Origin of the sequence: Phyllobacterium chamaecytisi, from assembly GCF_020164455.1 — a bacterium.
GTDB lineage: Bacteria > Pseudomonadota > Alphaproteobacteria > Rhizobiales > Rhizobiaceae > Phyllobacterium > Phyllobacterium chamaecytisi.
Genome location: NZ_JAIQWW010000004.1, coordinates 56,417 through 82,126, shown reverse-complemented (window position 1 = coordinate 82,126; position 25,710 = coordinate 56,417). Strand labels below are relative to the sequence as shown.

Here is a 25,710-nt window from a genome sequence, read left to right as displayed (position 1 = left end):
CTGAAAGCATGGCTGATTCCGGATTGCCCTCCCACCATGCGGATGAGAACGTGAGAACCCGTTTTTCGTGGTTTCTGTCAGGTGCATCTCTGATCACAAGCATTCCTGCGTTGATCCTGATGACAGCGCATGTGGGGTTTGCCGGGTTTGCCAGTGAAAATGGCGTTACCCTGCTACAGGCGACGTTCATGGTCGCCATTATCTGGGCTCTTCCCGCCAATATCGTCTTGATCGGTGCAATTGCGGGCGGTTATTCACTATTCGGCGCGGCAATTGCTGTCGGCCTGTCGTCGATCCGCCTGATGCCAATGGTGGCGGCCTTCGTGCCGGAAATGCGCGGGCCCAAGACGCGGAAGATTACCTTGCTGTTTCTGTCGCATTTCATTGCCGTCACCGCCTGGGTAATGGGCATGGACCGGCTCAAGCATGTTCCACGCGATATGCGAACGAGTTATTTTGCCGGTCTGGGTATTACGTTGACGTTGACCAACACACTCGTGGTGGCTGTAGTCTATGTTCTCTCGACCGATTTCCCGCCCATGGTTTTCGCTGCGTTGTTCTTCTTGACGCCAATGTATTTTTTGACGTCGCTGTGGGGTTCGGCGCGCGATCGATCGGTCCATGTTGCCATGGTTTCAGGCCTACTGCTCTTTCCGGTGATCCATTCGATCGCGCCTGCCTATGATCTGTTACTGACCGGCGTTGTCGGAGGGATTGTGACCATGGCTTACGTGCATCTGGCCAAGAGGAGCGCCACAGGATGACCTGGCAGAGCCTGACTGATTGGTGGTGGCCCTATCTGTTTATCCTGCTTGCAGGATGGTTGCCCACCGATGTCTGGCGCTTCATCGGCGTGTTTATCGGTGGCCGGGTCAGTGAAGAGTCCGAAGCTTTGATCGCAGTGCGAGCCGTCGCCACGGCGCTTGTCGCCGGGGTCATCGCCCAATTGATCCTCTACCCGAGTGGGGCGCTAGCGGAGACCTCGGTGTTTCTTCGGACAGGTGCAGCCGCAGCAGGCTTCGTTGCATATCTCGCTCTCGGCAGACGTGTGATCATCAGCGTGATCGCCGGCGAAGCGGTTCTGCTCTGCGGATTGTTGTTAGCCTAGAGCCTGCCTGATTTTCTCTGCGTTTGCGGCGAGGACGTTCTGATCCTCCATCTCCCCGGTATGCGGCCGCAGCGCGACGCCGTCAAAACGCGGAATGACATGGAAATGCAGGTGGAAAACCGTCTGCCCGGCGGCCGGTTCGTTGAACTGGATGACAGTGACGCCATCGGCATCGAAGGCCGCTTTGACCGCGCGTGCGAGCTTCTGCGTGGTGGTGATGACGGCTGACAGACTGGCTTGGTCAACATCCAGAATATTGCGGAACGGCGCCTTGGTTATCGCAAGGCAATGACCTTTGCCTTGGGGCATGACGTCCATGAAGGCATAGGTTTCGTCGTCTTCGTAGAGCTTGTGCGACGGAATTTCCCCACGCAGGATCTTCGCGAATATGTTGTTTGCGTCATAGGGTGCGGTCATGGCGTACCTCTTTACTGGTCAGATTTCTTGAAGGGCGTGTGCTCGTTGAGAACATGGCTCATCAAGGCAACATCCTCGCGTTCACGCTGCAGAAAATCATCGATAGCGCGCCGCAATCCTGCGTGGGCAAGATAGTGCACCGAGTGCGTCGTTACCGGCAGATATCCGCGTGCAAGCTTGTGCTCACCCTGGGCACCCGCCTCGACCACATGAAGTTTCCGTTCGATGGCGAAATCGATCGCCTGATGATAACAGACCTCGAAATGCAGAAAACGGTGATCTTCGATACAGCCCCAATGCCTGCCGAAGAGCCGGTCTGATCCGATGAAGTTGATCGCTCCAGCAATGTATCGCCCGTCGCGCCGCGCCATCACCAGCACAATATCATCGGGCATGCGCTCGCCGATCAGCGTGTAAAACTTGCGATTGAGATAGGGGCGTCCCCATTTGCGGCTGCCGGTATCCATGTAGAACGCAAAAAAAGTATCAAAGATTTCCTGGGTGAGTTGGCCGCCGGTTAGCCGGTCGATGCTGATGTCGTCGGCGAGCGCCTCGCGGCGTTCCTTTTTCAGTGCCTTGCGTTTCCGCGAGGCAAGCGTTTCCAGAAAATCATCATAGGTGGAATAACCTTCGTTGAAGAAATGGAACTGCTGGTCGATGCGATGCAGGAAATCCGCGTCGGTGAAGGCAGGCAGATCGGTTTCAGTGACGAAGGTGGAATGGGCTGACGAAACGCCGAGTTGAATGGTGAGCTGGCGCAGACCATTGGCGAGAGCCGCCCGAACCGCATCGCCATCCCGATCGCGCCGCACCAGCAAACGTGGGCCCGTCGCCGGGGTGAAGGGAATGCTTGCCTGTAGTTTTGGATAGTAGCGCCCGCCGGCCCGCTCGAACGCATCGGCCCAACCATGATCGAAGACATACTCGCCCTGGCTGTGGCTCTTCAGATAGCAGGGGACGGCACCGATCAGAGTGCCACAATCATCTTCCAGACGCAAAAACTGCGGCAGCCAGCCCGCTTTGCGCGCGACGCAACCGGAATCTTCGAGTGCAGACAAGAAGGCATGCGACAGGAAAGGATTGTAACCGGGCGCATCGCGCGATGTCCCCGCAAGCTCTGACCACTCCGTTTGCGTGAACGCGCCAATGCCATCGCAGACGCGCAAGGTGAAATCGCCTCGATCAAGATTTGGCATTTTTGAAATAAGCTTCCTGACTCCGGACAGTGTTTAGCGATAGACCTCGCGCCGGTGGCCGATTTCCACAACCAACACTATTAGCCGATGATCCTGCAGGTCACATAGGATGCGATAGTCGCCAATGCGATACCGCCAGTAATTTCCAAGGTCCGAACCTTGAAGTGCTTTTCCAGTTTGGCGGGGATCGTCCAGATTGGCAATTCTTTGATCCAGAAACTTTCGAATTCGTCCTCGCGTTTGTGTATCGAGATTTTTGAGTGATTTTTGAACCGACCGAGTGTACTCAATCGTCCAGGCCACGCCAGAATTCCTCTGCGGTTAGAACCTGATCCTCACCGCGATTCAAGCGTAGCGTGGCCTGTTCTGCCAGATACAAGTCTTCGAGATCGTCCAAATATTCTTCGATAGCTTGACGCATGTAGAATGTGGCGGTGCGTCCGGTCTTTGCAGCCAGCGACTGAAGACGTTCGTAGGTCTCGTCTGGAAGTCTGATGGCTGTTTGCTTGCTCATAGGAAATCCTAGTGGTTTACGTGTATACCATATAGAGGAAACTCGCTCCTGTCTCAAGCTGCCCGCGGATCAAATCCCTCAAAAGTGATTTGATCGACAAGGGCGTCGCTGGCGGTTTTTTCTGCGAAGCTTCTCACCGTCCAGGAGATGACGGGCATGTCCATCGTTCCCCGGACGAATTCGACAAAACGGTTTTCCAGATGGTGGACGTTGTAGGAGACGAAATCGATATCGTAGGCCAGCATGGAAAAATGCGCTTCGATATCCTCATCGCGAAGTCCCTCGGCAGTCAGTCCGGCGGGAATACCCGGCGCGTCTTTGCCGAAACGGCGGATCAGGTGATGATCGAAGGACATGATCGCTGCCTGGCCGTCATATTCGGCGAGATCATCGGCAACCGCGCTTACCAGACCATCGTCTCGCCCGGGAATTCCCTTGAGTTCGATGACAATGGGCACGCGGCCGTCTATCAACCTCAGGGCTTGGGCTAGCGTCGGCACGTGATCCTGTGTGCCGCCGACACGAAGTTTGCCGGCTTGCTCGGCTGTCAGCTCGTCGATATTGCCTTTGCTGCCCGTCACCCGGTCGAGCGTGCCGTCGTGGAAAACAATGGCCTTGCCGTCGACGGAGAGATGGACATCGCATTCGATGGCAAAGCCGGCGCCTGCAGCGGCGTCAAACGCCGACAAAGTATTCTCCCAGCGCTTGTTGTTCAGATCGTGCAAACCACGATGCGCGATCGGCACGGTTTTCAACCAGTCAAAAGAAGGCATGTTCAACGAACCTCGATAATGGCTTCAATTTCGACCGGTGCGTTCAGGGGCAGGGCGGCCGTGCCCACAGCCGAGCGTGCGTGACGGCCTGCATCACCCAACACGGCGACGAGCAGATCCGAGGCGCCGTTGGCGACGAGGTGCTGTTCGACGAAATCCGGTGTCGATGCGACGAACACCGTAATTTTCACGATCCGCATAATCCGTTCGAGATCGCCCAGCGCTGCTTTCGCCTGCGCCAGAATATTGATCGCGCAGGCTTTGGCCGCTTCCTGACCCTGTGCGACGTTCAGCTCGGCACCCAAAAGTCCGGTGTGAATGAGCTTTCCGCCTGCCAGCGGCAATTGCCCTGACGTCAGAAGAAGTGAGCCGGTCTGGGCGAATGGAACGTAATTCGCAGCCGGTGCCGCTGCGACAGGCAGCGTGATGCCAAGCTCCTGCAGGCGTTTTTCGATGGTGCTGATCATGGGATAATTTCCTTATGTTTTCGGAATCGCGAGGGATTGTGCAAGAAGTTGCGATTTTTGCCTCGCTTCCGCCAAGAGTTATTTTAATATGCACGTTCAAATATTGGAGAATCTTGTCGATGCGCGTTCTACCTGTTGTTGTTTTCAGTCTCGGTGCCTTGGGCCTAACCGGCTCCTCCATGGCTTTTGCGGCTGGAACCGCGACCCTTGTTCCGCATCGTGCCATTTACGATCTCAAACTGGATAGTGCGCAGGACAGTAGCGGGATCACGGGTTTGACGGGCCGCATGGTTTATGAATTCAACGGCTCGGACTGCGAGGGCTATACGACGAATTTCCGCTTTGTCACCCGCGTCGACATGGAAGAACAGCCTCAACGGGTGACTGACCAGCAGACGACAACATTCGAGTCGGGCAACGGCGACAAATTCCGCTTCGTCAACAAGACATTTGTTGACCAGAGCTTGACCAAGGAAGTGCGCGGCGACGCTGCCCTGCTCAAAGACAAGACGGAAATTTCGCTGACAAAGCCGGAGGCAAGCAAAGAAGATCTGGAGCTGTCACAGTTTCCTACACGCCACATGCAGGATTTGATCTCCAAGGCGTTGGCCGGGGAAGTTTTCTATCAGACAAAGCTGTTCGACGGATCGGAAGATGCCGACAAGGTGATGGCGACGACGGTGGTTATCGGCAAGTCTGCGGTTTCCGATGATGACGAGACAAAGAATATGGGCCCACTGGCAAAAGAAACGACGTGGCCGGTTTCGATCGCTTATTTCGACGACAATGAGAAGACGGAGGGGCTGCCGAGCTACCGCATCAATTTCAAGATGTATCGCAATGGCGTGACGCGCGATCTCAAGATGGACTATGGCGACTTCTCGATGACAGGGAAGCTCGTCAATCTGCAGCTATTCGACGCCCCGAAGTGCACGAAGTAGTTCGGTTGCACACGGGCTAACTTGATTATTGCAGGCAATGTGAATACATTGAATACATCGAATACAGCCATGGTGATTTATGCCTACGTCCATCCGTTTAACGCCTGAAATTGAACAGCGACTGGATCTTTTGGCGTCCAAGACGGGGCGCAGCAAAGCATTCTATCTCCGTGAAATCATTGAGCATGGACTGGATGATATGGAGGATTATTACCTCGCCGCCGATGTCCTAGAGCGAGTCCGCAAGGGCGAGGAACGCGTTTACTCTCTAGACGAAGTGGAACGCGATCTTGGTCTGGCGGATTGAATTATCTGCAACAGCGACCAAACAACTCTCCAAACTCGACCGCTTTGAAGCGAAACGCATTTCGACATATTTGCGGGAACGCGTTGCTGTTGCCGACGATCCGCGGCTGCTTGGCAAAGTGCTCATCGGTCCGCTCGGTGGGCTGTGGCGTTACAGAGTGGGAAATTATCGCATTGTCTGCGATTTGCAGGGGCGGCGGTTTGTAGTGTTGGTCCTTGAGGTGGGTCATCGTAGTGATATCTATCGGTAAAAGTGATCAGAAATGACCGGAACCAGCTTTTATCGCCCTCGCACTTGCTTATTGCGCAATTTTCCATTAACAGCCGCTTCATTCCACACACGGGATTTGGGTTGATATCGGGAGAAATCCGATATGGCCTCCGGTGGCGGGTTTCCCGCCTCTTCCCGTGGAGGTTCAACCGGAAAAGGAAATACAAGAGATGGCATTGCCTGATTTCAGCATGCGTCAGCTCCTAGAAGCTGGCGTTCACTTCGGCCACCAGACACATCGCTGGAACCCGAAAATGGCACCATACATTTATGGTTCCCGTAACAACATTCACATTCTCGACCTGGCCCAGACCTATCCGCTGCTCAATACAGCGCTGAAGAAGGTTTCGGACACCGTAGCCCGTGGCGGCCGCGTTCTGTTCGTTGGCACCAAGCGTCAGGCTTCGGACATCATTGCCGATGCCGCAACCCGTTCGGCCCAGTATTACGTCAATGCTCGCTGGCTCGGCGGCATGATGACCAACTGGAAGACGATTTCGAATTCCATTCAGCGTCTGCGCAAGCTTGACGAACTTCTTTCCGGCGAAGCGCAGGGCTTCACCAAGAAGGAGCGCCTGAACCTCGACCGTGAGCGCGAGAAGCTGAACCGCGCACTTGGCGGTATCAAGAACATGGGTTCCGTTCCGGACCTCATTTTCATCATCGATACCAATAAGGAAGCCATTGCCATCCAGGAAGCCAAGCGTCTTGGTATCCCGGTTGTCGCCGTGATCGACAGCAATTGCGATCCGGATCAGATCGATTTCCCGATCCCCGGCAATGATGACGCATCGCGCGCGATTTCGCTTTATTGCGACCTGGTCGCCAAGGCTGCTCTTGATGGCATTCTGCGTCAGCAGGGTTCGCTGGGCATGGATATCGGTGCACAGGAAGAAGCTCCTGTCGAGCCAGCGCTCGAAGCCCCGGTCGAAGCTTCGGCAGAAGCTCCGGCTCAGGAAGGTGAAGCCTCCGCTTGAGGTTTCATACACCCGTCGTATCGGGTGATTAACAATGATTCGATTGGCGCATAGCGCGCCGCAAAGTTGGCATGCTGGTTTCCCCAGTATGCCTTCGCTTTGAGAAGAGGCGACTAGAATGAGCATTACTGCTGCACAAGTAAAAGAACTTCGCGAGATTAGCGGCGCCGGCATGATGGACTGCAAAACGGCCCTGACTGAAACTAATGGCGATATGGAGGCCGCTGTCGATTGGCTGCGTGCCAAAGGTATTTCAAAGGCGGACAAGAAGGCAGGGCGTACGGCTGCCGAAGGTCTCGTCGGCGTCGCATCGAATGGCAAGAAGGCTGTCGTTGTCGAGGTCAACTCCGAGACCGATTTCGTAGCCCGCAACGACGCGTTCCAGGACATTGTCCGCAACGTTGCCAATGTGGCATTGACGACTGACGGTTCGACCGCTGCCGTTGCCGCTGCGACCTATCCCTCATCAGGCAAGTCGGTTGTCGACACGATCAAGGACGCCGTTGGCACGATCGGTGAGAACCTGTCGTTCCGCCGTTCGGCAGCGCTGACAGTCAACGAAGGCGTTGTTGCAACCTATATTCACAATGCAGTTTCCGACGGTCTCGGCAAGCTCGGCGTTCTGGTAGCGATCGAAACTGCCGGCAACGCAGACGTCGCACAGGCTTTCGGCCGCCAGGTTGCAATGCACGTCGCGGCGACCAACCCGCTCGCCTTGACTGCCGCTGAGGTCGATCCAGCTGCTGTCGAGCGTGAAAAGGCGGTCTTCACAGAGTCGGCCCGCCAGTCGGGCAAGCCTGAAAACATCATCGAGAAGATGGTCGAAGGCCGGCTGCGCAAATTCTACGAGGAAGTTGTGCTTCTCTCGCAGGCTTTCGTCATCAATCCCGATCTGACCGTCGAGGCCGCTCTTAAAGAAGCGGAAAAGACGATCGGTGCACCGGCCAAGATCACGGCATTCGTCCGTTTCGCCCTTGGCGAAGGCATCGAGAAGGAAGAGACCGATTTTGCAGCGGAAGTTGCCGCAGCTGTGAAGAAGTAATCTTAGACAACTGAAATCAAAGGGCATCGCGTGACAACGCGATGCCCTTCGTGTATCCGGAATTCGAAACGACGTTGAGGAAGGTTCCATGGCTGGTACGGCAGTTTATAAACGCGTTGTGCTCAAAGCCTCAGGGGAAGCTCTCATGGGCGATCAGGGCTTCGGTATTGATGTCGCCGTCGCCGATCGAATTGCCAGCGATATTGCGGAAGCTCGTGCGCTAGGTGTGCAGGTTGGCGTTGTCATCGGCGGCGGCAATATCTTTCGCGGCGTAGCAGTTGCCTCCAAAGGCGGAGACCGCGTGACCGGCGACCACATGGGCATGCTCGCAACGGTGATCAACTCCCTGGCGCTGCGCACTTCACTGGTCAAGATCGGCATCGACACTGTTGTCCTTTCAGCGGTCACCATGCCTGAATTCTGCGAGACATTTTCGCAACGGCTGGCGACCGAATATATGGACATGGGCAAGGTTGTGATCTTTGCCGGAGGCACGGGCAATCCGTTCTTTACGACAGACTCCGCCGCTGCGCTGCGTGCAGCAGAGATTGGGGCCGATGCCCTGTTCAAGGGCACCCAAGTCGACGGAATTTATTCGGCGGATCCTAAAAAAGACCCAAATGCTGTGCGGTTTGATCATTTGACCCACAAGGACGTGCTGGATCGCGGGCTCGCGGTGATGGATACAACAGCTGTTGCTCTTGCACGTGAAAATAATATCCCAATAATCGTCTATTCGATCCACGAAAAGGGTGGTTTTGCAGAAGTGCTACAGGGTAGAGGACGAGCAACGGTCGTATCGGACCATTGATTGTTCTGCCGGGCAGTTCCGCCAAGAATAAGGAGCATTGAGCATGAGTGATGCACTCGATCTGAACGACCTGAAGCGCCGGATGGACGGTGCCATACAGGCGCTGAAACACGATCTCGGCGGGCTGCGCACCGGTCGCGCTTCGGCAAGCCTGCTGGAGCCCATTACTGTCGAGGCCTATGGTTCGCAGATGCCTCTCAATCAGGTTGCCAACATCACCGTGCCAGAGTCGCGAATGCTTGCAGTGTCCGTCTGGGACAAGTCGATGGTGGGCAAGGTTGAGCGCGCGATCCGGGAGTCCGGCCTTGGCCTCAATCCGATTACCGACGGCAACAATTTGCGTATTCCGTTGCCTGAACTCAACGAGCAGCGCCGTAAGGAACTGGTCAAGATCGCCCATCAATATGTCGAGCATGCCAAGGTCGCAGCGCGTCATGTTCGCCGCGACGGTATGGACGAATTGAAGAGATTGGAAAAGGACGGTGATATCAGTCAGGACGACAATCGTGTCCTGTCCGAAAAAGTCCAGAAACTGACAGATGACACCATTACAGAAATGGATAAAGTCGTTGCAGTCAAAGAAGCGGAAATCATGCAGGTTTGAGAAACTTTTGATCACCACTTGATGGATATGTGTTGCGTTTCCAGTGCTCCGGTTCTCGAATACCAACCCACACGCCTCATGAGGGTAAATTCTCAAAAGTGTTTGAACCGACAATAGCGTAATCAGTCCACTGGAGGTCGAAGCCAATGTCCAATCCGCGCCACATTGCCATCATCATGGATGGAAATGGCCGTTGGGCAAAGGCGAGGGGACTGCCGCGGACGGCGGGCCATAAGGCCGGCGTCGATTCGCTGCGTGAGGTTATCCGCGCCGCGGGCAAGATTGATATACCTTTCCTGACGCTGTTTGCGTTCTCGTCCGAAAACTGGTCGCGGCCGCGCTCGGAAGTCACCGATCTCATGGGACTTCTGAAACTCTTCATCAGACGCGATCTCGCTGATCTGCACAGAGAGAATGTCCGGGTGCGGATCATTGGAGAACGGCAGGATCTGGCCAAGGATATTCGTGGCCTTCTCGACGAAGCGGAAACGCTGACGGTCAGAAATACCGGGCTCACGCTGGTTATTGCCTTTAACTATGGTTCACGCAATGAAATAACCCGTGCCGTTCAGCGCCTGGTTGCGGACGTTGCATCGGGTGTTATCGCCCACGAAGACATTACGCCCGAGGCCATATCAGTGCGGCTGGATACGGCCGATATCCCTGATCCCGATCTGATTATCCGGACCAGCGGCGAAATGCGCCTGTCGAATTTCCTTCTCTGGCAGGCGGCCTATTCCGAATTCATGTTCCTGCCCTGCTATTGGCCCGACTTCCGGCCTTCCCATCTGGCCGAGGCCATAGAAACGTTCCAGATGCGCGAACGACGCTTCGGCGGTGTGGCGGCGCAGGAAATCGCCCTGTGACCTTTAATGGTCTTTCCAATCTGCAAAAACGCATTCTGAGCGCGATTGTCCTTATCGTCATTGCGGTTGTTCTTACCTCGCTCGGCGGATTCGCCTTCGGTATTCTGGCCTGCGCGATAGGTTTGAGCGTGTTTTACGAATGGCAACTCATCACATTCCGGCGGTCAACATCCGTCACCCGCGGTCTGGCCTGGGTGTGCCTTATCTGTGTGATGGTGGTCCTTCTCTTCACCCAAGATGTCTTGACGATGATCAGCGTGCTGTTCGCAGGCGCAGCGCTTGTTGCAGCAATAGGCGGGCGGGCCAGTGGTTATTGGCCGGCATTCGGTCTCATCTACGCCGGCTTTCCAGCCATCGCGCTGACATTGTTGCGCGGTGACACTGGCGATGGGTTTGCGGCAATCCTGTTCCTGTTTGCCGTCGTCTGGGCGACCGATATCTTTGCGTTTTTCAACGGACGGGCGCTTGGCGGGCCAAAACTAGCGCCGCGCTTCTCGCCCAACAAGACCTGGTCAGGTGCAATTGGCGGTGCAGCCGCAGGGGTAGCGGCCGGCGTCGGTTTTGCTGCCTTTATCACGCCGGCGGGCAGCGTTTCCGTTCCGCTGATCGCGCTTTTATTGTCGATCATCGCCCAGATCGGCGATCTTGGCGAATCATGGGTGAAACGTCGATTTGGCATCAAGGACTCCGGCCAGCTCATCCCCGGTCACGGTGGTGTGATGGACCGGGTCGACGGGCTTGTAGCTGCCGCAGCATTGCTATACGTCATCGGGGCAATTCTGGTGACACCGGAAACGCCGTACGACATTCTTTTCTAGACGAGCGAACCCACAGGGTCATCTGATTGGCCCGGAGGATATATTGATAGAAACACTGCATACTCTCTTTGGTACCCAGAGCGTTTTGATCGGGACGATTCTGCCGTTCCTGATTGTTCTGACTGTCGTGGTTTTCGTCCACGAAATGGGTCACTACCTTGTCGGTCGGTGGTGCGGAATTGGTGTCCAGGCATTCTCCGTCGGCTTCGGGCCAGAGTTGATCGGGTTTACCGATCGCAAGGGCACGCGCTGGAAGCTTTCGGCAATTCCGCTCGGCGGGTACGTCAAATTTGCCGGCGACGAGGGCGTATCCAGCTCCGTAGGAACGCCGGCTGCTGCGATGACCCCGGAAGAGCGGGCTGTTGCCTTTCATACCCAGCCGGTCTGGAAGCGCGCCGCTACCGTCTTTGCCGGACCAGCGTTCAACATATTGCTTACCGTTGCCATTTTTTCGGTGTTCTTCTCTCTTTATGGCAAGATGGTCGCGGACCCTATGGTAGCGGAAGTCCGCCCCGGTGGCCCTGCAGCAATTGCCGGATTCCAGCCCGGCGACCGTTTCATCAGCGTAGACGGCGACAAAGTCGAAACCTTTTCGGACGTTCAGCGCCATGTGTCCTCGCGAGCCGGAGATGCCCTGAATTTCGTGGTGGAACGCAAGGGCCAGGAAGTCCAGCTGACCGCGACACCCGAGCTGCTAGAGCAAAAGGACCCGCTGGGGAACACCGTCAAGATTGCAGTGATCGGCGTGGTCAACAATCAGGAGTTGGGGAACTTCCGGCGGATCGAATACGGCCCTGTCGAATCAGTTGTTCAGGCTGTGCGTGAAAGCGGGTTTATCATCGCTCGCACCGGTCAGTTTTTCAGCAGGTTTTTCGCAGGTCGTGAAGACAAGTGCCAATTGGGAGGGCCTGTCAAGATCGCCACAATGGCAGGGCAAGCGGCGAGCCAGGGCGTTGATTGGCTTATCCAGCTAACGGCGATGCTGTCCATCGGTATCGGCCTGCTCAATTTGTTTCCCTTGCCGCCTCTTGATGGCGGGCATCTGGTCTTCTATGCAGCTGAAGCCGTCATTGGCAGGCCTGTCAGGCCGGTTGTCCAAGAGATTTTCTTTCGCGCCGGATTCTTTTTAGTCTTAGGATTCATGGGGTTTGTCGTGTTTAACGATCTTTTTGCTTGCCGGTAGCAAACGTTAAACATTGATGAAAATTTGAGGCGCTGGCTGGTCAAGCGACATGATCTGTTTACTATAAGCTTCGATTGGCGTGGCATGGATGCCACGCTTTCTTGTGAAGTAAACAGATTTTAACCGTAAGCCTTGCGTGTATGTAAAAACCGGCTATGACGGTGTGCGAGTAAGTGCTTATTCCGGGGTCTCGCCCGGGGACAACGAGAAACGAAGGTTCATAAGGCCTATGGCGGCAAGTTCAAAATTTGTTGGTGCAGCGTCAGCGCTCGCCATATCAGCGGCTCTTGTGAGTTCGGGTGCAATCGTAACCACGGTGGCAGGCGTAACAGTAGCACAGGCGGCAACAGTAAGCCGCATTGAAGTGCGCGGTAACACACGTGTGGATGCCCAGACGGTTCGCGACAATCTGGGGATTACGCCCGGCAAGCCTTTTTCCAATGCAGACATCGATGCGGCAACCAAGCGTCTGTTCGGCACCGGCCTGTTCAGCGATGTGCGTATCAGCCAGTCGGGTGGAACATTGATCGTTCAGGTCAATGAGCATCAGGTCGTCAACCAGGTCATTTTCCAGGGCAACAAGAAGATCAAGGATCCTGCGCTGCAAAATGCTGTGCAGTTGAAGCCGCGCGCCGCTTTCGACCAGGCGACGCTTGATGCCGATGTCGAGGCTGTACGTGCCGCCTACCGCAATGTTGGCCGCAGCGATGCCACGGTCTCCGGCCGGACGATGGATCTGGGCGAAGGACGCGTCAATGTTGTGTTCGAGATCAATGAAGGCGATCGCACCAAGATTGCCAAGATCAATTTCGTCGGCAATCAGGCCTTTGGCAATCGCCGCCTGAGCGACGTTATCTCGACCAAAAGGTCCACTCCGCTTTCCTGGCTGACACGCAACGACGTTTACAGCGAAGATCGCCTTCGCGCAGACGAGGAAGCGCTTCGCCGGTTCTATTACAATCGCGGTTACGCGGATTTCCGTGTGATCTCCTCCACGGCTGACCTCGATCCAGCCACCAACGACTACACGATCACCATCACAGTCGAAGAAGGTGAGAAGTACAAGTTCGGCGGCGTTCAGATCGAAAGCTCGGTCGAGGGTGTTGATACCTCGCAGTTGAACGGCCTTGTCAAGACGCGGGAAGGCGATACCTACAACGCCAAGGAAGTCGAAGACTCGATCATCAAGGTTTCCGAGAAGGTTGCCGGTCAGGGATACGCCTTCGCCAAGGTTGAACCACGCGGTGATCGCAACTTCGAGAATCACACGATCTCCGTGACCTATGCCATCGATCAAGGCCCGCGCGCCTATGTCGAGCGCATTGAAATCCGCGGCAATGAAAAGACCCGCGACTTCGTCATCCGCCGTGAATTCGATGTCAGTGAAGGCGATGCCTTCAACCAGGTTTTGATCCAGCGTGCCAAGCGCCGTCTAGAGGCTTTGCAATTCTTCCAGACAGTCAACATCTCGACGGCGCCCGGTTCGCAGCCCGATCAGGTTGTGCTTGTCGTTGACGTCATCGAGAAATCGACCGGTGAATTCTCCATCGGTGGCGGTTATACGACCGGTGGTGAAAACCCGGGGCCAACGGTGGAAGCCTCGATCACCGAGCGCAACTTCCTCGGTCGTGGCCAGTACGTCCGTATTGCCGCTGGCGGCGGTCTTGATAACAACCGCTCCTATTCGCTGTCGTTTACCGAGCCATACTTCCTCGGTCAGCGCATTGCAGCCGGCTTCGATATCTTCAAGCGTCAGTCTGGCGTGAACAACAAGTACGAGACGGACCTGACCGGTGGTACCATCCGCTTCGGCCTGCCGATCACCGATGATTTGACGGCCGGTGTTGCCTACAATCTCACAGAGGAAAAGTATGAGATTGACGGCGATGCGCTGAATCCTGATGGCACTCCGGACCTTAGCGAGATATCGCAAGCGTTTGCGGATGCGGCTGACGAAAGCCCTTGGATCAAGTCATCGGTAAGCTGGTCGCTGACGTATAATACGATCGACGATACAAAGAACCCACATGACGGTATCTACGCGAGGTTCAATCAGGAATATGCTGGTATCGGCGGTGACGCCAACTTCCTGAAGACCACGTTCAAAGGTCAGTATTACAAGACGCTGTCCGATGAGATGGACATTGTTGGCCTGGTCGGTGTTGGCGCGGGTTATATCGCTGGTTTCGGCGACGAAGATCTGCGGGTGTTCGACCTGTTCAAGAACAACAGTGAGATGATCCGCGGTTTCAAATATGCTGGTATAGGTCCTCGTGATTTGACCCCAGGCCTTGACGCCGACGGCAGCTTCCTTGGTGGTAATACTTACTTCAGCGGATCGCTGGAGACGCAGTTCCCGATGCCTGTTGTTCCGGAGAGCATCGGTATTCGTGGTGCTGTATTTGCTGACGCCGCGACGCTCTACGGGAATGATCTTCCGGAGGCTCAAGGTTCAACCGAAATGGAATGGCGTGCATCGGTCGGTGCCAGTATCATGTGGGCGTCTCCATTCGGTCCGCTGCGCTTCGATTATGCTGTGCCGGTCAAAAAGGTTGAAGGCGATCAGGTTCAGAATTTCAACTTCGGCATGTCGAGCAAGTTCTGATAGATTGCTGACCTCCCGGGGGGAGCAAGTTTCCCCGGGGGAGAAAGTAGCCGATGGCCGATCCTATCTTTTATGAGCCACTGTTGAACGTGACAATTGGTCAGATCGCAGGTCTGACCAATGGCGTTCTCGTGGACAGTTCATTGGCAAATCGGCCGGTCAAGCGGCTGGCTTCGCTTTCGGATTCTGGTCCCGATGCAGTCGTATTTATCGAAAGCAAGAAACACGCCCTGGATCTCGGCAACTTGAAGGCTGCCGGCGTATTGTGTACCGACGAAATAAAGGCAAGCGTTCCCAAGAACGTCGCCATCATCGTAACCCGTCATCCGCAGCAGGATTTTGCTGCCATTGGCCGCGCGCTCTATCCCAATGCCGTCAATGCGCATTTGTGGAGCGGACAGACCGGTATATCGACCCACGCGATTGTCCATCCGTCCGCAGAGATCGAAACTGACGTTACGATTGAACCGGGCGCCATTATAGGCAGCAATGTTTCCATCGGTTCCGGCACTGTTATTGCCGCCAATGTCGTCATCGGCAATGGCTGCAAGATTGGTCGCGATTGCTATATCGCTCCGAGTTGCTCGGTTCAGTACGCATTTTTGGGTAATCGCGTCTTGTTGCATCCGGGTGTAAGAATTGGCCAGGATGGCTTTGGGTATGTGCCTGGCAGAGCTGGGCTCGACAAGATGCCGCAACTCGGCCGCGTCATTATTCAGGACAATGTCGAGATCGGCGCCAATACAACGGTCGATCGTGGTGCTCTGGCTGACACGACTATCGGTGAAGGCACGAAAATCGATAATCTCGTGCAAATCGCCCATAATGTGCGTATAGGGCGGCATTGCGTTATTGCTGCGCAGTGTGGCATTTCGGGCAGTGTGGTCCTTGGTGACATGACGATGCTCGGTGGAAGCGTCGGGATCAAGGATCATGTCAACATTGGTTCACGCGTCGAGATCGCTGCGGCGAGCGGCGTGATGAACGATATACCGGACGGCGAGAGGTGGGCTGGCGCGCCTGCTCAGCCGTTCAAGCAGTGGTTCCGTGAAATCGCGAGCGTGCGTGCGATGACGCGAACCAAGAAGGAGAGCGGTTCAGATGAGTGATAATGTGAAAGTGGAGAGCCTCGGAGTTGCGGACATCCAGAAACTTCTGGCGAATCTGCCACATCGTTATCCATTTCTGCTGATCGATCGCATCGTCGATATCGACCGTGACGTATCGGCTACCGGCATCAAGAATGTCAGCATCAACGAGCCGCATTTTGCCGGTCATTTTCCCGAGCTGCCGATCATGCCGGGTGTTTTGATCATCGAGGCCATGGCTCAGACTGCCGGCGCGATCGTGCTCTTTCACAATGGCAGCGGCAAGCCGGGCAAGGTCTTCTTCATGACCATCGATAATGCCAAGTTCCGCAAGCCAGTCGTTCCTGGCGACCAACTGAAGCTGCGGGTGACGAAGCTGAAGCAGCGCGGCAGCATCCACAAATATGCTTGTATAGCCGAAGTTGACGGCGTGAAGGTTGCCGAAGCGGAAGTTGCTGCCATGGTCGGCTTTCCCGATGAAGACGAGTCTGGAGTCTGAACCCTTTTATGTCTCGCATTCATCAGTCGTCTATTATCGAGCAGGGCGCAAAAATCGGAGACAGGGTATCTGTCGGACCATTTTGCCACATCGGATCTGAAGCCGTTATTGGCGATGACGTCGAACTCATCAGCCACGTCACCATCATGGGGCCGACGACGCTTGGAAGCGGTTCCAAGGTCTATCCCAATGCTGTTCTTGGCGGCGACCCGCAAAATACCAAGCACAAGGGCGGCTATACGACACTCGTCATCGGCAAGAACTGCGTGATCCGCGAAGGCGTGACCATGCATCGCGGTACGGATGGCAGCCGCGGCATTACCACGATCGGCGACAATTGCATGTTCCTGGCTTATGCGCATGTGGCGCATGATTGCGTGATTGGCGACAATGTCACCTTCTCCAACAATGTGATGATCGGCGGGCACGTCACCATCGGCAATAATGTCATCATTGGCGGCGGTGCGGGTATTCATCAGTTCGTACGTGTCGGGCATCATGCCTTCATTGGCGGTCTTGCTGCCTTGGCAAGCGATCTCGTTCCGTATGGTATGGCTATTGGCAACCACGCCTATCTCGGCGGGTTGAATATCATCGGGATGAAACGATCGGGGATGGCGCGTCCGGAAATCCACAATCTGCGGCATGCGGTTCGCATGCTGTTCGACCGCACGAAATCGATCAAGAGCCGTGCAGATGATGTGCGCGTGGCATTCCCGGATTCGCCCGCCGTAGCCGATCTGGTCGATTTCATCACCACTGATACCAAGCGTGCCTATTGTACGCCGCCACTCGATTCCGCAATCGAGATCAGTGACAGTGACGACAACAGCTAAAACACCGCCATCGACTGCTGTGCAGCCGCCCATAGCGGGACGGACCGCCATTGTCGCCGGCAATGGCCAACTTCCTGTCGCGGTCGCCGAAAGTCTGCGGAAGCTTGGCGGCAATCCCCTGATTGTTGCGATCAAAGGCGAGGCGGAACCTGAGCTCTATGAGGGTGAGCATGCCGAGATTTCGATTGTCGAACTCGGCGGCCTGGTCAAAATCCTCAAGGCCGAAGGCATTTCCAATGTTGTCCTCGCGGGCGGCATTCGTCACAGACCGGAGTTCCGCGCGGCACTTCGACCGGGAAACGGCAATCTGGTTGCGCTTTATCGTTTCCTGCGGGCGTTCCGGTTGGGTGATGACGGTCTGTTGCGCGCCGTAATCGCGACAATCGAATCCTATGGTTTTCGCGTTCTCGGCGCCCACGAAATCGTTCCGGACATCCTTGCGCCAGCTCCCGGCACGCTCACGCGCAAACGAGCCGACCAAGAAAGCGTCGCCAATATGAATGCGGCGCGGCAGGCTGCAATCATGATCGGCTCACTTGATATCGGTCAAGCCGCAATCGCCATCGGACGGCGTGTCGTAGCGCTGGAAGGCGTCGAAGGTACCGATGCCATGCTGCAACGTGTGGCGGAGTTGCGGCATGCCAAGCGTATCAATCGCAAGGGTGGCGTTCTGGTCAAATGCGCCAAGCCGCAACAGGAAGTGCGCGCTGACCTGCCGGCCATCGGTGTAAGCACCGTGGAGAATGCTGTCAGGGCGGGGCTCAAGGGCATTGCCATTGAGGCGCGTCGCACATTGATCCTCGGTTACGGCGAAACTATTGCCGCCGCCGACAAAGCCGGACTATTCATCGAGACCTTTGAGCAGGAACCCTCCTGATGACTGCCGCGCCGAAACCCTTGCGCCTTGCCATTGTCACGGGGGAAGAGTCCGGGGATTTGCTGGGCGCCGATCTGGTTCAAGCGCTGCGCCGGCAATATGCAGGCGAGGTGACGCTCACCGGTGTCGGCGGCGAGCATCTTGCCGCACTCGGGCTCGACAGCCTGTTCGATCAGCATGAAATCGCGCTCGTTGGCCTGAGTGCCATTGTTCAAAAGCTGCCGCAACTTCTGCACCGGATCTCGCAGCTTTCGACGGCAATCGTCGCAGCGAAGCCAGATTGTCTGGTGATCATCGACAGTCCGGATTTTACCCATCGCGTCGCGCGCAAGGTGAGGGCGGCTGATCCTTCGATCCCGATCGTCAACTACATCAGCCCTTCGGTGTGGGCCTGGAGACCGGAACGCGCCAAGGCAATGCGCGCCTATATCGATCATGTGCTGGCGATCCTGCCGTTTGAGGTGCAGGCCCTGAAGGATCTGGATGGCCCGCCTGCGACCTATGTCGGGCACAGGCTGGTATCGCATGTACCGTTGCTGGAAGCCGCAAAACAAAATCGCGTGCGCGACGCTAGCCTGGGTGATCGGGTAGAGAAGAACCTTGTTGTACTGCCGGGCTCTCGCCGCTCTGAAATCATCAGTCTCGTCGAACCATTTGGCGAGACCGTCGATCTTTTGGCAAACCGTGGCAATCGCATCAACGTCGTTCTGCCGACGCTGCCGAAGGTCGAGCCACTCGTCCGGCAATTGACCGCAAGCTGGAAGGTGAAGCCTCGCATCGTTGTGGGTGAGGCGGAGAGATTGAAAGCATTTGCTGAGGCCGACGCAGCGCTTGCCGCCTCCGGAACCGTTTCGCTGGAACTGGCGCTGGCGCGTATTCCCACAGTCCTTTCCTACAAGCCCGACTGGCTGGCGCGGACATTTATTGCGCCAAGGATCAAGGTATGGAGTGCGGCGCTTCCAAATATCATCGCAGACGAGCCGGTTGTTCCGGAATATTTCAATATTTTTGTCCGATCCGGCCCCATTGCCCGTCAAATCGAGCAATTGCTAGTTCCGGGTCATCGGCGCGCCGCACAGCTTGAAAGTTTCGACAAGGTTGCGAAGCTAATGCAGACTGAGCGTCCCGCCGGGGAGATTGCCGCAGAAAAAGTGCTGGAATTTGCTTCACGCAAATGACCAATAAAAAAGGCGCCGGATGGGCGCCTTTTTTGACCATATGATGGTGACTATTTGCGATCTTCAACACTCACATAATCGCGCGGCGTCGCACCTGTATAGAGCTGGCGCGGGCGGCCAATCTTTTGATGCGGGTCTTCGATCATCTCTTTCCACTGGGCAATCCAGCCGACGGTGCGCGCAACAGCGAACAGCACGGTAAACATGGTGGTGGGGAAGCCAAGCGCCTTCAATGTGATGCCGGAATAAAAGTCGACGTTTGGATAAAGCTTCTTTTCGATGAAATATTCATCGGTTAGCGCAATCCGCTCAAGTTCCATGGCAACGTCAAGCAGTGGGTCATCCTTGATGCCGAGTTCGGCGAGCACTTCGCGCGTCGTCTGCTGCATGATCTTTGCGCGCGGATCGTAATTCTTGTAGACGCGATGACCAAAGCCCATCAGGCGGAACGGATCGTTCTTGTCCTTGGCGCGATTGATAAACTCGGGAATGCGATCCATGGTGCCAATCTCACCGAGCATCTGCAGTGCTGCTTCGTTGGCGCCGCCATGAGCCGGACCCCAGAGGCAGGCAATGCCCGCAGCGATACAAGCGAAGGGATTGGCGCCCGACGAACCGGCCAGGCGAACTGTGGACGTCGATGCATTCTGCTCGTGATCGGCGTGCAGGATGAAAATGCGATCCATTGCGCGTGCAAGAACCGGATTTGGCACGTAATCCTCACAGGGAACAGCGAAGCACATGTGGAGGAAGTTCGTCGCGAAATCGAGATTGTTCTTCGGGTAAACGAAAGGCTGACCGATGTGATATTTGTAGGCCATCGCGGCGAGGGTCGGGATTTTCGCAATCATGCGGATCGAAGCGACCATGCGCTGATGCGGATCGGAAATGTCCGTCGAGTCGTGATAAAACGCGGACAAGGCGCCGACGCAGCCGACCATGACAGCCATTGGATGCGCATCGCGGCGGAAACCACTGAAAAAACGCGACATCTGCTCGTGCACCATGGTGTGCCGGGTTACGCGGAAGTCAAAGTCTGCCTTCTGGCTCTTTGTCGGCAATTCGCCGTAGAGCAATAGATAGCAGGCTTCTAGAAAATCGCCGTGTTCGGCCAGTTGTTCGATCGGGTAACCGCGATGCAGCAAGATACCTTCATCGCCATCGATATAGGTGATCTGCGACTCGCAAGCAGCAGTGGATGTGAACCCCGGATCATACGTGAAGGCACCGGTGTTCTTGTATAATGTCCCAATGTCTACGACATCCGGTCCAATAGTCCCCTTTTTAATGGGTAAGGAGAATTCGTGACCATTCAGGTCGATGTTGACGCTGTTTTCAGACATTTGCCGTTCCTTTCTTGCTTTGACTTGCGCTGATCCAGCGCAAAAGCATCTACCTCGAATGAGGCCACAATCTTATCTTGTCAGGCACGACACCGTACTCGAAAGGTACGATGTTGCAATGCAAAAATGTGCTCAAATTTGCGTGCTATCGCCCTTTTGCCTGATCCTGTATGCGGCCAAGGGATTCTTCTCTTCCCAACACCGCCAATACATCGAAAACACCCGGAGACGTTGCTCTTCCGGTCAAAGCGGCACGCAGAGGTTGCGCGATTTTACCTAGCTTCAGACCAGTTTTTTCCGCATATGCCCGCACTGCAGCATCCAACGGCTCAGCGCTCCACTCATCAACCGCAGCAAGGTCCGGAAGTACGCCGGAAAGAATGCTCCGGCCCTCCTCGTTAAGCAAGTCGTGCGCTTTTTCATCGAGTGCAAGCGGTCGCTTCGCGAAAAGATACTTTGCGCTATCTGCGAGTTCCACCAATGTCTTCGCGCGCTCCTTCAGGCCGGGCATCGCGGCGAGCAATTGCTTTTTCGTGTTGCCATCCAATCGCGACAGCATCTCCGCGCCACCCTCGATTTCCGGCAATATATCGATCATGGCTTTGGCCAGGTCCGCATCGTCCGAGATGCGCATATAATGGCCATTGATCGCCTCGAGCTTCTGGAAATCAAAGCGCGATGCGCCGCGGTTGATATCCGAGATTTCGAACCATTGGATCATCTGTTCATCGGACATGATCTCGTCATCACCATGGCTCCAGCCGAGACGAACGAGATAATTGCGTAGCGCGGCCGGCAGGTAACCCATGGCGCGATAGGCCTCCACTCCAAGCGCGCCATGCCGCTTTGACAATTTTGCGCCATCTGCGCCATGAATGAGGGGAATGTGACCCATGACCGGCACATCCCAGCCCATCGCGTCGTAGATAACCGTCTGTCGCGCCGCATTGGTCAAATGATCGTCGCCACGGATGATGTGGGTGACGCCCATGTCATGATCATCGACTACGACAGCGTGCATATAGGTCGGATTGCCATCGGAGCGCAGGATGATGAAATCGTCGAGATCCTTGTTGGGGAACCGGACATCGCCCTGAACCTGGTCGCGAACGAGTGTTTCACCCGTCTGAGGCGCCTTGATGCGGATGACCGGCTTGATACCTTCGGGTGCTTCCTTGGGATCGCGATCCCGCCAGCGCCCGTCGTAACGCGGTGGACGGCCTTCGGAGCGGGCTTTCTCGCGCATTTCTTCAAGCTCGGCTTGTGAAGCATAGCAATAATAGGCCTTACCTCTGGTGACGAGCTCTTCCGCAACTTCGCGATGGCGTGGCGCGCGCTCATATTGCGACACGGCATCGCCATCCCAATCAAGACCCAGCCATTTTAAACCGTCGAGAATTGCAGTTACGGCTGCTTCCGAAGAGCGTTCCCGATCGGTGTCTTCAATGCGCAGCAGCATCTTGCCGCCCGTATGCTTGGCATAAAGCCAATTGAACAGGGCAGTGCGGGCGCCGCCGATATGCAAATAACCGGTCGGAGAGGGTGCGAAACGGGTGACAACGGAAGATGACATAAGTTCTCCAGCAGGTGCCCAGCGTATTAGCCGAACGTCCAATCGAATTGATCTGGCGTTCATGTAGCATAGCACCGCTGCTGTGCAAGGGCACTGGCAGAACCGGAAAGCAAATGGAAGGTCCTGCTACCAAAACAAAGACCAGAGAACAGCTGTTTTTTTTCCGTCCCGACAGCGGCGGTTATGAAATCGCGACTCAAACACGGACCAGTGATTTAGTCGTTGAAAAGGGAAACTGGCCTGCGAGGTTACGTGGACTTGGCAATTCTGCACGAACTCAACTTCAGTCCGTGCCCCTCGCGATTCCGAAGGCATTCAACTGCGAAGTCGATCGCGGTACGCTGTTTCTGTTTTTACCCGTCTTTGCGGGTATCGGTGCGATTTTCTATTTTAACGCGGCTGTCGAACCGAGACTCAGCGCCATTCTTTCAGGGATGACCTTTCTCGTCGGTTGCCATGCCTTGGCGCAGGCACGGCCCATGTTGCGGCTTGTTCTTCTATTCGCGATCGCCCTGGTGGCCGGCATGCTTTTTGGCAAAGTCGAAACGATCCGGGCCGGAACCCGAATGCTTGGCTCGGAAGTCACGACGCGAATGACGGGCCGTGTCAAAGCCATGTCGCGAGATGCCAAGGGTGGATGGCGTCTCACCATGGATGTGATTTCGACAGAGCGACCGGCACTGAAATACGGCCCGGACCGCGTTGCTGTTTCGGCAAGATCAGTTCCTCGCAACCTGAAGGTTGGCGATGGTCTCAAAGGCCTCGTTCATCTGCGGCCGCAGTCAGGCCCGATGCGGCCGGGCAATTATGATTTCGCCTTCTATAATTACTACAGAGGTGTCGGTGCCAGTGGATTTGTGCTGGGGAAGCTCGAAATAGTGCCTGTGGCTTCGGACACAGGACCAGTTGCTACAATCTTGCTGGTGATTGCAAATATCAGACAGCAACTCACCCAGCGCATCTTGCATAACATCAGAGGCGAACAGGGTGACATCGCTGCGTCGTTGATCACCGGCCAGCGCGATGGCATCAGCGATGACACCAACAGTGCTTTTCGCTTGAGCGGACTTTCGCATATCCTGTCAATCTCCGGCTTCCACATGGCACTGGTAGCGGCAACGATTATCGGCTCACTACGCGCGATCATGGCGTTGTTCCCCGGATTTTCGGCGCGGTTCCCCGTGAAGAAATTCTCGGCGGTGATAGCCTTGGTGGGTTCCGCATTTTATTTGCTGCTGTCAGGCTCCGATGTCGCGGCCCAGCGCAGCTTCGTCATGCTCGCTGTAATGCTCCTGGCCATGACTGTTGACCGGGCGGCGATATCGATGCGCAATCTTGCTATTGCGGCATTGATCACCACGGCGATCTCACCGCACGAAATCCTCGGACCAAGCTTTCAGATGTCGTATTCGGCGACTGCCGCCTTGATTGCATTTTATAGCTGGTGGTCCCGGCGTCAGGGAAGGCAGGCCTTCCGGAAAGGTGCGTCCAGCCATTTGCTTTTGGCGCTGCCGATAAAGGCCGTGAACCATGTCGGCGCGATTGCCATGACATCCGTGGTAGCCGGGACTGCGAGCTCAATTTTTGCGGCTTATCATTTCAATAATACGGCGCCGTTCGGCCTTATCGGTAACGCTCTCGCATTGCCGGTCATTTCAGTTGCTGTCATGCCTTTTGCTGTGCTCGGCTTGCTGGCCATGCCATTCGATCTGGATTGGCTACCGTTTACGGTCATGGGACAGGGCATCGAGGTCGTCATCGCTCTTGCAAAAATGGTCGCTTCGCGCTCTCCCAACGGCAATCTCGGCCTTATGCCGCAAGGCACCTTGATCCTCATGAGCATTGGTCTTGTGATGTTGCTGTTCCTGTCGACGCGTCTTCGGCTGTGCGGCATACCGTTATTGTTAAGCGCGGCCTTGCTGATGATGCGAGCGCAGGAGCCGCAGATTATTGTTTCAGAGGATGGAAAACTGGTCGCATTGCGCACTGATGACGGCAATCTGGCGGTCAATCGAGCAACCGGCAGTGCGTTCACTCTAAACAATTGGCAGCAGGGCTATGGTATAAACGAGGTGATAAAGCGGTCCAAGGCTGGCGCAATTTCTAAAGAAATGCAGTTTGAATGTGTTGAAAACGTTTGTACCGCACGCGAGCCGGGCGGATTGATAATCGCCTATACGGACCAAGCTGCACAGAGGTCATCTGCCTGCCAGGAGGGAGACATCGTGGTTCTGGCGTACTCGGCCGGACCCACGACGTGCGAGGACAAGAACATACTCGTATTCACCAAGCGCGATCTCGCGCTACATGGTACCGCAGAAATCACTTTGAAGTCTTACGAACCTGTTCGGCTACCCTCCACAAACAGCGAAAATGGTTCACCAGAGGTCATCCTTGCCGAGACAAACACCTCGCGCGCTCGACGCCTTCAGTCCGTCACCATCAACTACGCCGTAGGACCACCGGTCCGGCCATGGAACGCCTACCGAATGTATTCGCGTGCCGCGCGTAACATCGAGGACTACAAATCCCGTAAACGTGTGAATGCTGATAGCGGTAAGGCATCAGGCTGCGAAAAGCCGGACTGCTAGTATCGTCGTATAAGACCGACAAGCTTTCCTTGAACCTGAACGCGATCCGGTCCGAAAATCCGCGTCTCATAGGCCGGATTCGCCGCCTCGAGGGCGATCGACGCTCCTTTACGGCGGAAGCGCTTGAGCGTCGCCTCTTCGTCATCGACCAGCGCGACAACGATCTCGCCCGGATTGGCGGTATCGCCGCGCTTGATGACGACCGTATCGCCATCGAAAATCCCGGCCTCGATCATCGAATCGCCTTTGACTTCGAGTGCGTAGTGTTCGCCGCTCCCAATCATGTCCGGGGGCAGGCCGATCATATGGGTCTGATTCTGGATCGCGGAAATCGGCACACCAGCGGCAATGCGGCCCATGACCGGGATGCTGACGACCGTCGATGCGCCTATATCGTCGGAGGAACGCGCCGGTGGGCGGGCAGGGGCGACATTTCGGCCAAGGCTTCCCTCGATGACACTCGGCGAGAATTTCCGTTGGGCGTTGAGGCCGGGAGCGATGGAGTCCGGCAGGCGCAAAACCTCCAGCGCTCTTGCACGGTTTGCAAGCCGGCGAATGAAGCCGCGCTCTTCGAGAGCAGTGATCAACCGGTGTATGCCGGATTTCGACGCAAGATCCAATGCATCCTTCATCTCGTCGAACGAAGGTGGGATGCCTGTCTCCTTCAAACGCTCGTGGATGAAGAGCAGAAGTTCATGTTGTTTACGCGTGAGCATCGGCGATCCTTTGCGTGGAATCGGAAAAAACAAAACCAGAACAAACACTATCTGTTCCAGTTGTGTTCCACAAGGATTAATATGAGGTGTACGGAAGCCGAGAAACGTGG

Annotated in this window: 28 protein-coding genes; 19 read left to right on the top strand and 9 right to left on the bottom strand. The window is 55.7% G+C overall.

Annotated elements, in window-relative coordinates; translation table 11 throughout:
* Nucleotides 1-8: 8 nt before the first annotated feature.
* Nucleotides 9-764 (top strand): AzlC family ABC transporter permease, encoded by a 756-nt coding sequence (locus tag LB462_RS07775; protein WP_224507100.1) that lies wholly within the window; start codon nt 9-11, stop codon nt 762-764.
* Nucleotides 761-1,108 carry an AzlD domain-containing protein gene (locus LB462_RS07770; RefSeq protein WP_224506724.1) on the top strand — a complete coding sequence of 116 codons (348 nt, stop codon included), beginning with the start codon at nt 761-763 and terminating at the stop codon, nt 1,106-1,108. Before LB462_RS07775 ends, LB462_RS07770 begins: the two co-directional genes overlap by 4 nt.
* Here LB462_RS07770 and LB462_RS07765 read toward each other — a convergent pair.
* Genes LB462_RS07765 through LB462_RS07740 form a run of 6 tightly spaced genes read right to left on the bottom strand, consistent with a single transcriptional unit; the run spans nt 1,100 to nt 4,475 of the window.
* On the bottom strand, nt 1,100-1,525 hold the full coding sequence (locus LB462_RS07765) for an HIT family protein (protein ID WP_224506723.1): 426 nt from the start codon (nt 1,523-1,525) through the stop codon (nt 1,100-1,102). The two genes, LB462_RS07770 and LB462_RS07765, sit on opposite strands and share 9 nt — an antisense overlap.
* A gap of 11 nt (nt 1,526-1,536) precedes the next feature.
* Nucleotides 1,537-2,721, bottom strand: a complete 1,185-nt coding sequence (locus LB462_RS07760) for a GNAT family N-acetyltransferase (protein ID WP_224506722.1) — start codon at nt 2,719-2,721, stop codon at nt 1,537-1,539.
* A gap of 33 nt (nt 2,722-2,754) precedes the next feature.
* Nucleotides 2,755-3,024: a type II toxin-antitoxin system RelE family toxin gene (locus LB462_RS07755; RefSeq protein ID WP_224506721.1), complete on the bottom strand. Its 270-nt coding sequence runs from the start codon at nt 3,022-3,024 to the stop codon at nt 2,755-2,757.
* A complete protein-coding gene (gene relB, locus LB462_RS07750; protein WP_224506720.1) occupies nt 3,008-3,235 on the bottom strand; it encodes a type II toxin-antitoxin system RelB family antitoxin in 228 nt (75 codons plus the stop codon). Before relB (LB462_RS07750) ends, LB462_RS07755 begins: the two co-directional genes overlap by 17 nt.
* Nucleotides 3,236-3,288: 53 nt before the next feature.
* A complete protein-coding gene (locus LB462_RS07745) occupies nt 3,289-4,008 on the bottom strand; it encodes a glycerophosphodiester phosphodiesterase family protein (protein WP_224506719.1) in 720 nt (239 codons plus the stop codon).
* Nucleotides 4,009-4,010: 2 nt separating this feature from the next.
* Nucleotides 4,011-4,475, bottom strand: coding sequence for a RidA family protein (locus LB462_RS07740; protein WP_224506718.1), 465 nt, complete (start codon nt 4,473-4,475; stop codon nt 4,011-4,013).
* 119 nt (nt 4,476-4,594) lie between these two features.
* Here LB462_RS07740 and LB462_RS07735 point away from each other — a divergent pair, with 119 nt between their 5' ends.
* From LB462_RS07735 to lpxB, 16 genes are all read left to right on the top strand, one after another.
* Nucleotides 4,595-5,416 (top strand): cell envelope integrity EipB family protein, encoded by an 822-nt coding sequence (locus LB462_RS07735; protein ID WP_112529306.1) that lies wholly within the window; start codon nt 4,595-4,597, stop codon nt 5,414-5,416.
* A 79-nt stretch (nt 5,417-5,495) separates the two neighbouring features.
* Nucleotides 5,496-5,723 carry a type II toxin-antitoxin system RelB family antitoxin gene (relB, locus tag LB462_RS07730; protein ID WP_224506717.1) on the top strand — a complete coding sequence of 76 codons (228 nt, stop codon included), beginning with the start codon at nt 5,496-5,498 and terminating at the stop codon, nt 5,721-5,723.
* Nucleotides 5,707-5,973, top strand: coding sequence for a type II toxin-antitoxin system RelE family toxin (locus LB462_RS07725; protein ID WP_224506716.1), 267 nt, complete (start codon nt 5,707-5,709; stop codon nt 5,971-5,973). The genes relB (LB462_RS07730) and LB462_RS07725 overlap by 17 nt, the downstream gene beginning before the upstream one ends.
* Before the next feature lie 190 nt (nt 5,974-6,163).
* On the top strand, nt 6,164-6,970 hold the full coding sequence (gene rpsB, locus LB462_RS07720; RefSeq protein ID WP_224506715.1) for a 30S ribosomal protein S2: 807 nt from the start codon (nt 6,164-6,166) through the stop codon (nt 6,968-6,970).
* Nucleotides 6,971-7,088: 118 nt separating this feature from the next.
* The gene (tsf, locus tag LB462_RS07715; RefSeq protein ID WP_224506714.1) at nt 7,089-8,012 is read left to right on the top strand and encodes a translation elongation factor Ts; all 924 of its coding nucleotides are present in this window, start codon (nt 7,089-7,091) and stop codon (nt 8,010-8,012) included.
* A gap of 88 nt (nt 8,013-8,100) precedes the next feature.
* Nucleotides 8,101-8,823, top strand: a complete 723-nt coding sequence (pyrH, locus tag LB462_RS07710) for a UMP kinase (RefSeq protein ID WP_112529300.1) — start codon at nt 8,101-8,103, stop codon at nt 8,821-8,823.
* A 43-nt stretch (nt 8,824-8,866) separates the two neighbouring features.
* On the top strand, nt 8,867-9,427 hold the full coding sequence (gene frr, locus LB462_RS07705; protein WP_112529298.1) for a ribosome recycling factor: 561 nt from the start codon (nt 8,867-8,869) through the stop codon (nt 9,425-9,427).
* Nucleotides 9,428-9,573: 146 nt separating this feature from the next.
* Nucleotides 9,574-10,293 (top strand): isoprenyl transferase, encoded by a 720-nt coding sequence (locus tag LB462_RS07700; RefSeq protein WP_224506713.1) that lies wholly within the window; start codon nt 9,574-9,576, stop codon nt 10,291-10,293.
* Nucleotides 10,290-11,111, top strand: a complete 822-nt coding sequence (locus LB462_RS07695; protein WP_224506712.1) for a phosphatidate cytidylyltransferase — start codon at nt 10,290-10,292, stop codon at nt 11,109-11,111. The genes LB462_RS07700 and LB462_RS07695 overlap by 4 nt, the downstream gene beginning before the upstream one ends.
* Before the next feature lie 43 nt (nt 11,112-11,154).
* Complete coding sequence (rseP, locus tag LB462_RS07690) at nt 11,155-12,294, top strand: RIP metalloprotease RseP (RefSeq protein WP_224506711.1); 1,140 nt, start codon at nt 11,155-11,157, stop codon at nt 12,292-12,294.
* Between the two features lie 229 nt (nt 12,295-12,523).
* Nucleotides 12,524-14,899: an outer membrane protein assembly factor BamA gene (bamA, locus tag LB462_RS07685; RefSeq protein ID WP_224506710.1), complete on the top strand. Its 2,376-nt coding sequence runs from the start codon at nt 12,524-12,526 to the stop codon at nt 14,897-14,899.
* A gap of 53 nt (nt 14,900-14,952) precedes the next feature.
* Nucleotides 14,953-16,008 carry a UDP-3-O-(3-hydroxymyristoyl)glucosamine N-acyltransferase gene (lpxD, locus tag LB462_RS07680; RefSeq protein WP_224506709.1) on the top strand — a complete coding sequence of 352 codons (1,056 nt, stop codon included), beginning with the start codon at nt 14,953-14,955 and terminating at the stop codon, nt 16,006-16,008.
* Nucleotides 16,001-16,486 carry a 3-hydroxyacyl-ACP dehydratase FabZ gene (gene fabZ, locus LB462_RS07675; protein ID WP_112529286.1) on the top strand — a complete coding sequence of 162 codons (486 nt, stop codon included), beginning with the start codon at nt 16,001-16,003 and terminating at the stop codon, nt 16,484-16,486. The genes lpxD and fabZ overlap by 8 nt, the downstream gene beginning before the upstream one ends.
* A gap of 8 nt (nt 16,487-16,494) precedes the next feature.
* The gene (gene lpxA, locus LB462_RS07670; protein WP_224506708.1) at nt 16,495-17,322 is read left to right on the top strand and encodes an acyl-ACP--UDP-N-acetylglucosamine O-acyltransferase; all 828 of its coding nucleotides are present in this window, start codon (nt 16,495-16,497) and stop codon (nt 17,320-17,322) included.
* Nucleotides 17,306-18,199 (top strand): LpxI family protein, encoded by an 894-nt coding sequence (locus tag LB462_RS07665; protein WP_224506707.1) that lies wholly within the window; start codon nt 17,306-17,308, stop codon nt 18,197-18,199. The genes lpxA and LB462_RS07665 overlap by 17 nt, the downstream gene beginning before the upstream one ends.
* On the top strand, nt 18,199-19,377 hold the full coding sequence (gene lpxB / locus LB462_RS07660) for a lipid-A-disaccharide synthase (RefSeq protein WP_224506706.1): 1,179 nt from the start codon (nt 18,199-18,201) through the stop codon (nt 19,375-19,377). Before LB462_RS07665 ends, lpxB begins: the two co-directional genes overlap by 1 nt.
* Nucleotides 19,378-19,427: 50 nt before the next feature.
* On the opposite strand, the gene gltA is transcribed toward lpxB, so the two are convergent.
* Complete coding sequence (gene gltA / locus LB462_RS07655; RefSeq protein ID WP_112529278.1) at nt 19,428-20,720, bottom strand: citrate synthase; 1,293 nt, start codon at nt 20,718-20,720, stop codon at nt 19,428-19,430.
* A gap of 145 nt (nt 20,721-20,865) precedes the next feature.
* On the bottom strand, nt 20,866-22,293 hold the full coding sequence (gltX, locus tag LB462_RS07650) for a glutamate--tRNA ligase (protein WP_224506705.1): 1,428 nt from the start codon (nt 22,291-22,293) through the stop codon (nt 20,866-20,868).
* Nucleotides 22,294-22,583: 290 nt separating this feature from the next.
* Between gltX and LB462_RS07645 the strand changes: the two genes are divergently transcribed.
* Nucleotides 22,584-24,884, top strand: a complete 2,301-nt coding sequence (locus LB462_RS07645; RefSeq protein WP_224506704.1) for a ComEC/Rec2 family competence protein — start codon at nt 22,584-22,586, stop codon at nt 24,882-24,884.
* Here LB462_RS07645 and lexA read toward each other — a convergent pair.
* Nucleotides 24,881-25,600, bottom strand: a complete 720-nt coding sequence (gene lexA, locus LB462_RS07640; RefSeq protein WP_224506703.1) for a transcriptional repressor LexA — start codon at nt 25,598-25,600, stop codon at nt 24,881-24,883. The two genes, LB462_RS07645 and lexA, sit on opposite strands and share 4 nt — an antisense overlap.
* Nucleotides 25,601-25,710: the final 110 nt, after the last annotated feature.

What these genes read in the sequence shown, in the direction of transcription:
- frr (WP_112529298.1), top strand. Translation starts at nt 8,867, where the DNA reads ATGAGTGATGCACTCGATCTGAACGACCTGAAGCGCCGGATGGACGGT.
- LB462_RS07770 (WP_224506724.1), top strand. Translation starts at nt 761, where the DNA reads ATGACCTGGCAGAGCCTGACTGATTGGTGGTGGCCCTATCTGTTTATC.
- rpsB (WP_224506715.1), top strand. Translation starts at nt 6,164, where the DNA reads ATGGCATTGCCTGATTTCAGCATGCGTCAGCTCCTAGAAGCTGGCGTT.
- bamA (WP_224506710.1), top strand. Translation starts at nt 12,524, where the DNA reads ATGGCGGCAAGTTCAAAATTTGTTGGTGCAGCGTCAGCGCTCGCCATA.
- pyrH (WP_112529300.1), top strand. Translation starts at nt 8,101, where the DNA reads ATGGCTGGTACGGCAGTTTATAAACGCGTTGTGCTCAAAGCCTCAGGG.
- LB462_RS07740 (WP_224506718.1), bottom strand. Translation starts at nt 4,475, where the DNA reads ATGATCAGCACCATCGAAAAACGCCTGCAGGAGCTTGGCATCACGCTG.
- relB (WP_224506720.1), bottom strand. Translation starts at nt 3,235, where the DNA reads ATGAGCAAGCAAACAGCCATCAGACTTCCAGACGAGACCTACGAACGT.
- LB462_RS07735 (WP_112529306.1), top strand. Translation starts at nt 4,595, where the DNA reads ATGCGCGTTCTACCTGTTGTTGTTTTCAGTCTCGGTGCCTTGGGCCTA.
- lpxD (WP_224506709.1), top strand. Translation starts at nt 14,953, where the DNA reads ATGGCCGATCCTATCTTTTATGAGCCACTGTTGAACGTGACAATTGGT.
- LB462_RS07745 (WP_224506719.1), bottom strand. Translation starts at nt 4,008, where the DNA reads ATGCCTTCTTTTGACTGGTTGAAAACCGTGCCGATCGCGCATCGTGGT.
- lpxB (WP_224506706.1), top strand. Translation starts at nt 18,199, where the DNA reads ATGACTGCCGCGCCGAAACCCTTGCGCCTTGCCATTGTCACGGGGGAA.
- LB462_RS07765 (WP_224506723.1), bottom strand. Translation starts at nt 1,525, where the DNA reads ATGACCGCACCCTATGACGCAAACAACATATTCGCGAAGATCCTGCGT.
- lexA (WP_224506703.1), bottom strand. Translation starts at nt 25,600, where the DNA reads ATGCTCACGCGTAAACAACATGAACTTCTGCTCTTCATCCACGAGCGT.
- lpxA (WP_224506708.1), top strand. Translation starts at nt 16,495, where the DNA reads ATGTCTCGCATTCATCAGTCGTCTATTATCGAGCAGGGCGCAAAAATC.
- fabZ (WP_112529286.1), top strand. Translation starts at nt 16,001, where the DNA reads ATGAGTGATAATGTGAAAGTGGAGAGCCTCGGAGTTGCGGACATCCAG.
- LB462_RS07700 (WP_224506713.1), top strand. Translation starts at nt 9,574, where the DNA reads ATGTCCAATCCGCGCCACATTGCCATCATCATGGATGGAAATGGCCGT.
- LB462_RS07760 (WP_224506722.1), bottom strand. Translation starts at nt 2,721, where the DNA reads ATGCCAAATCTTGATCGAGGCGATTTCACCTTGCGCGTCTGCGATGGC.
- tsf (WP_224506714.1), top strand. Translation starts at nt 7,089, where the DNA reads ATGAGCATTACTGCTGCACAAGTAAAAGAACTTCGCGAGATTAGCGGC.
- gltX (WP_224506705.1), bottom strand. Translation starts at nt 22,293, where the DNA reads ATGTCATCTTCCGTTGTCACCCGTTTCGCACCCTCTCCGACCGGTTAT.
- gltA (WP_112529278.1), bottom strand. Translation starts at nt 20,720, where the DNA reads ATGTCTGAAAACAGCGTCAACATCGACCTGAATGGTCACGAATTCTCC.
- LB462_RS07775 (WP_224507100.1), top strand. Translation starts at nt 9, where the DNA reads ATGGCTGATTCCGGATTGCCCTCCCACCATGCGGATGAGAACGTGAGA.
- relB (WP_224506717.1), top strand. Translation starts at nt 5,496, where the DNA reads ATGCCTACGTCCATCCGTTTAACGCCTGAAATTGAACAGCGACTGGAT.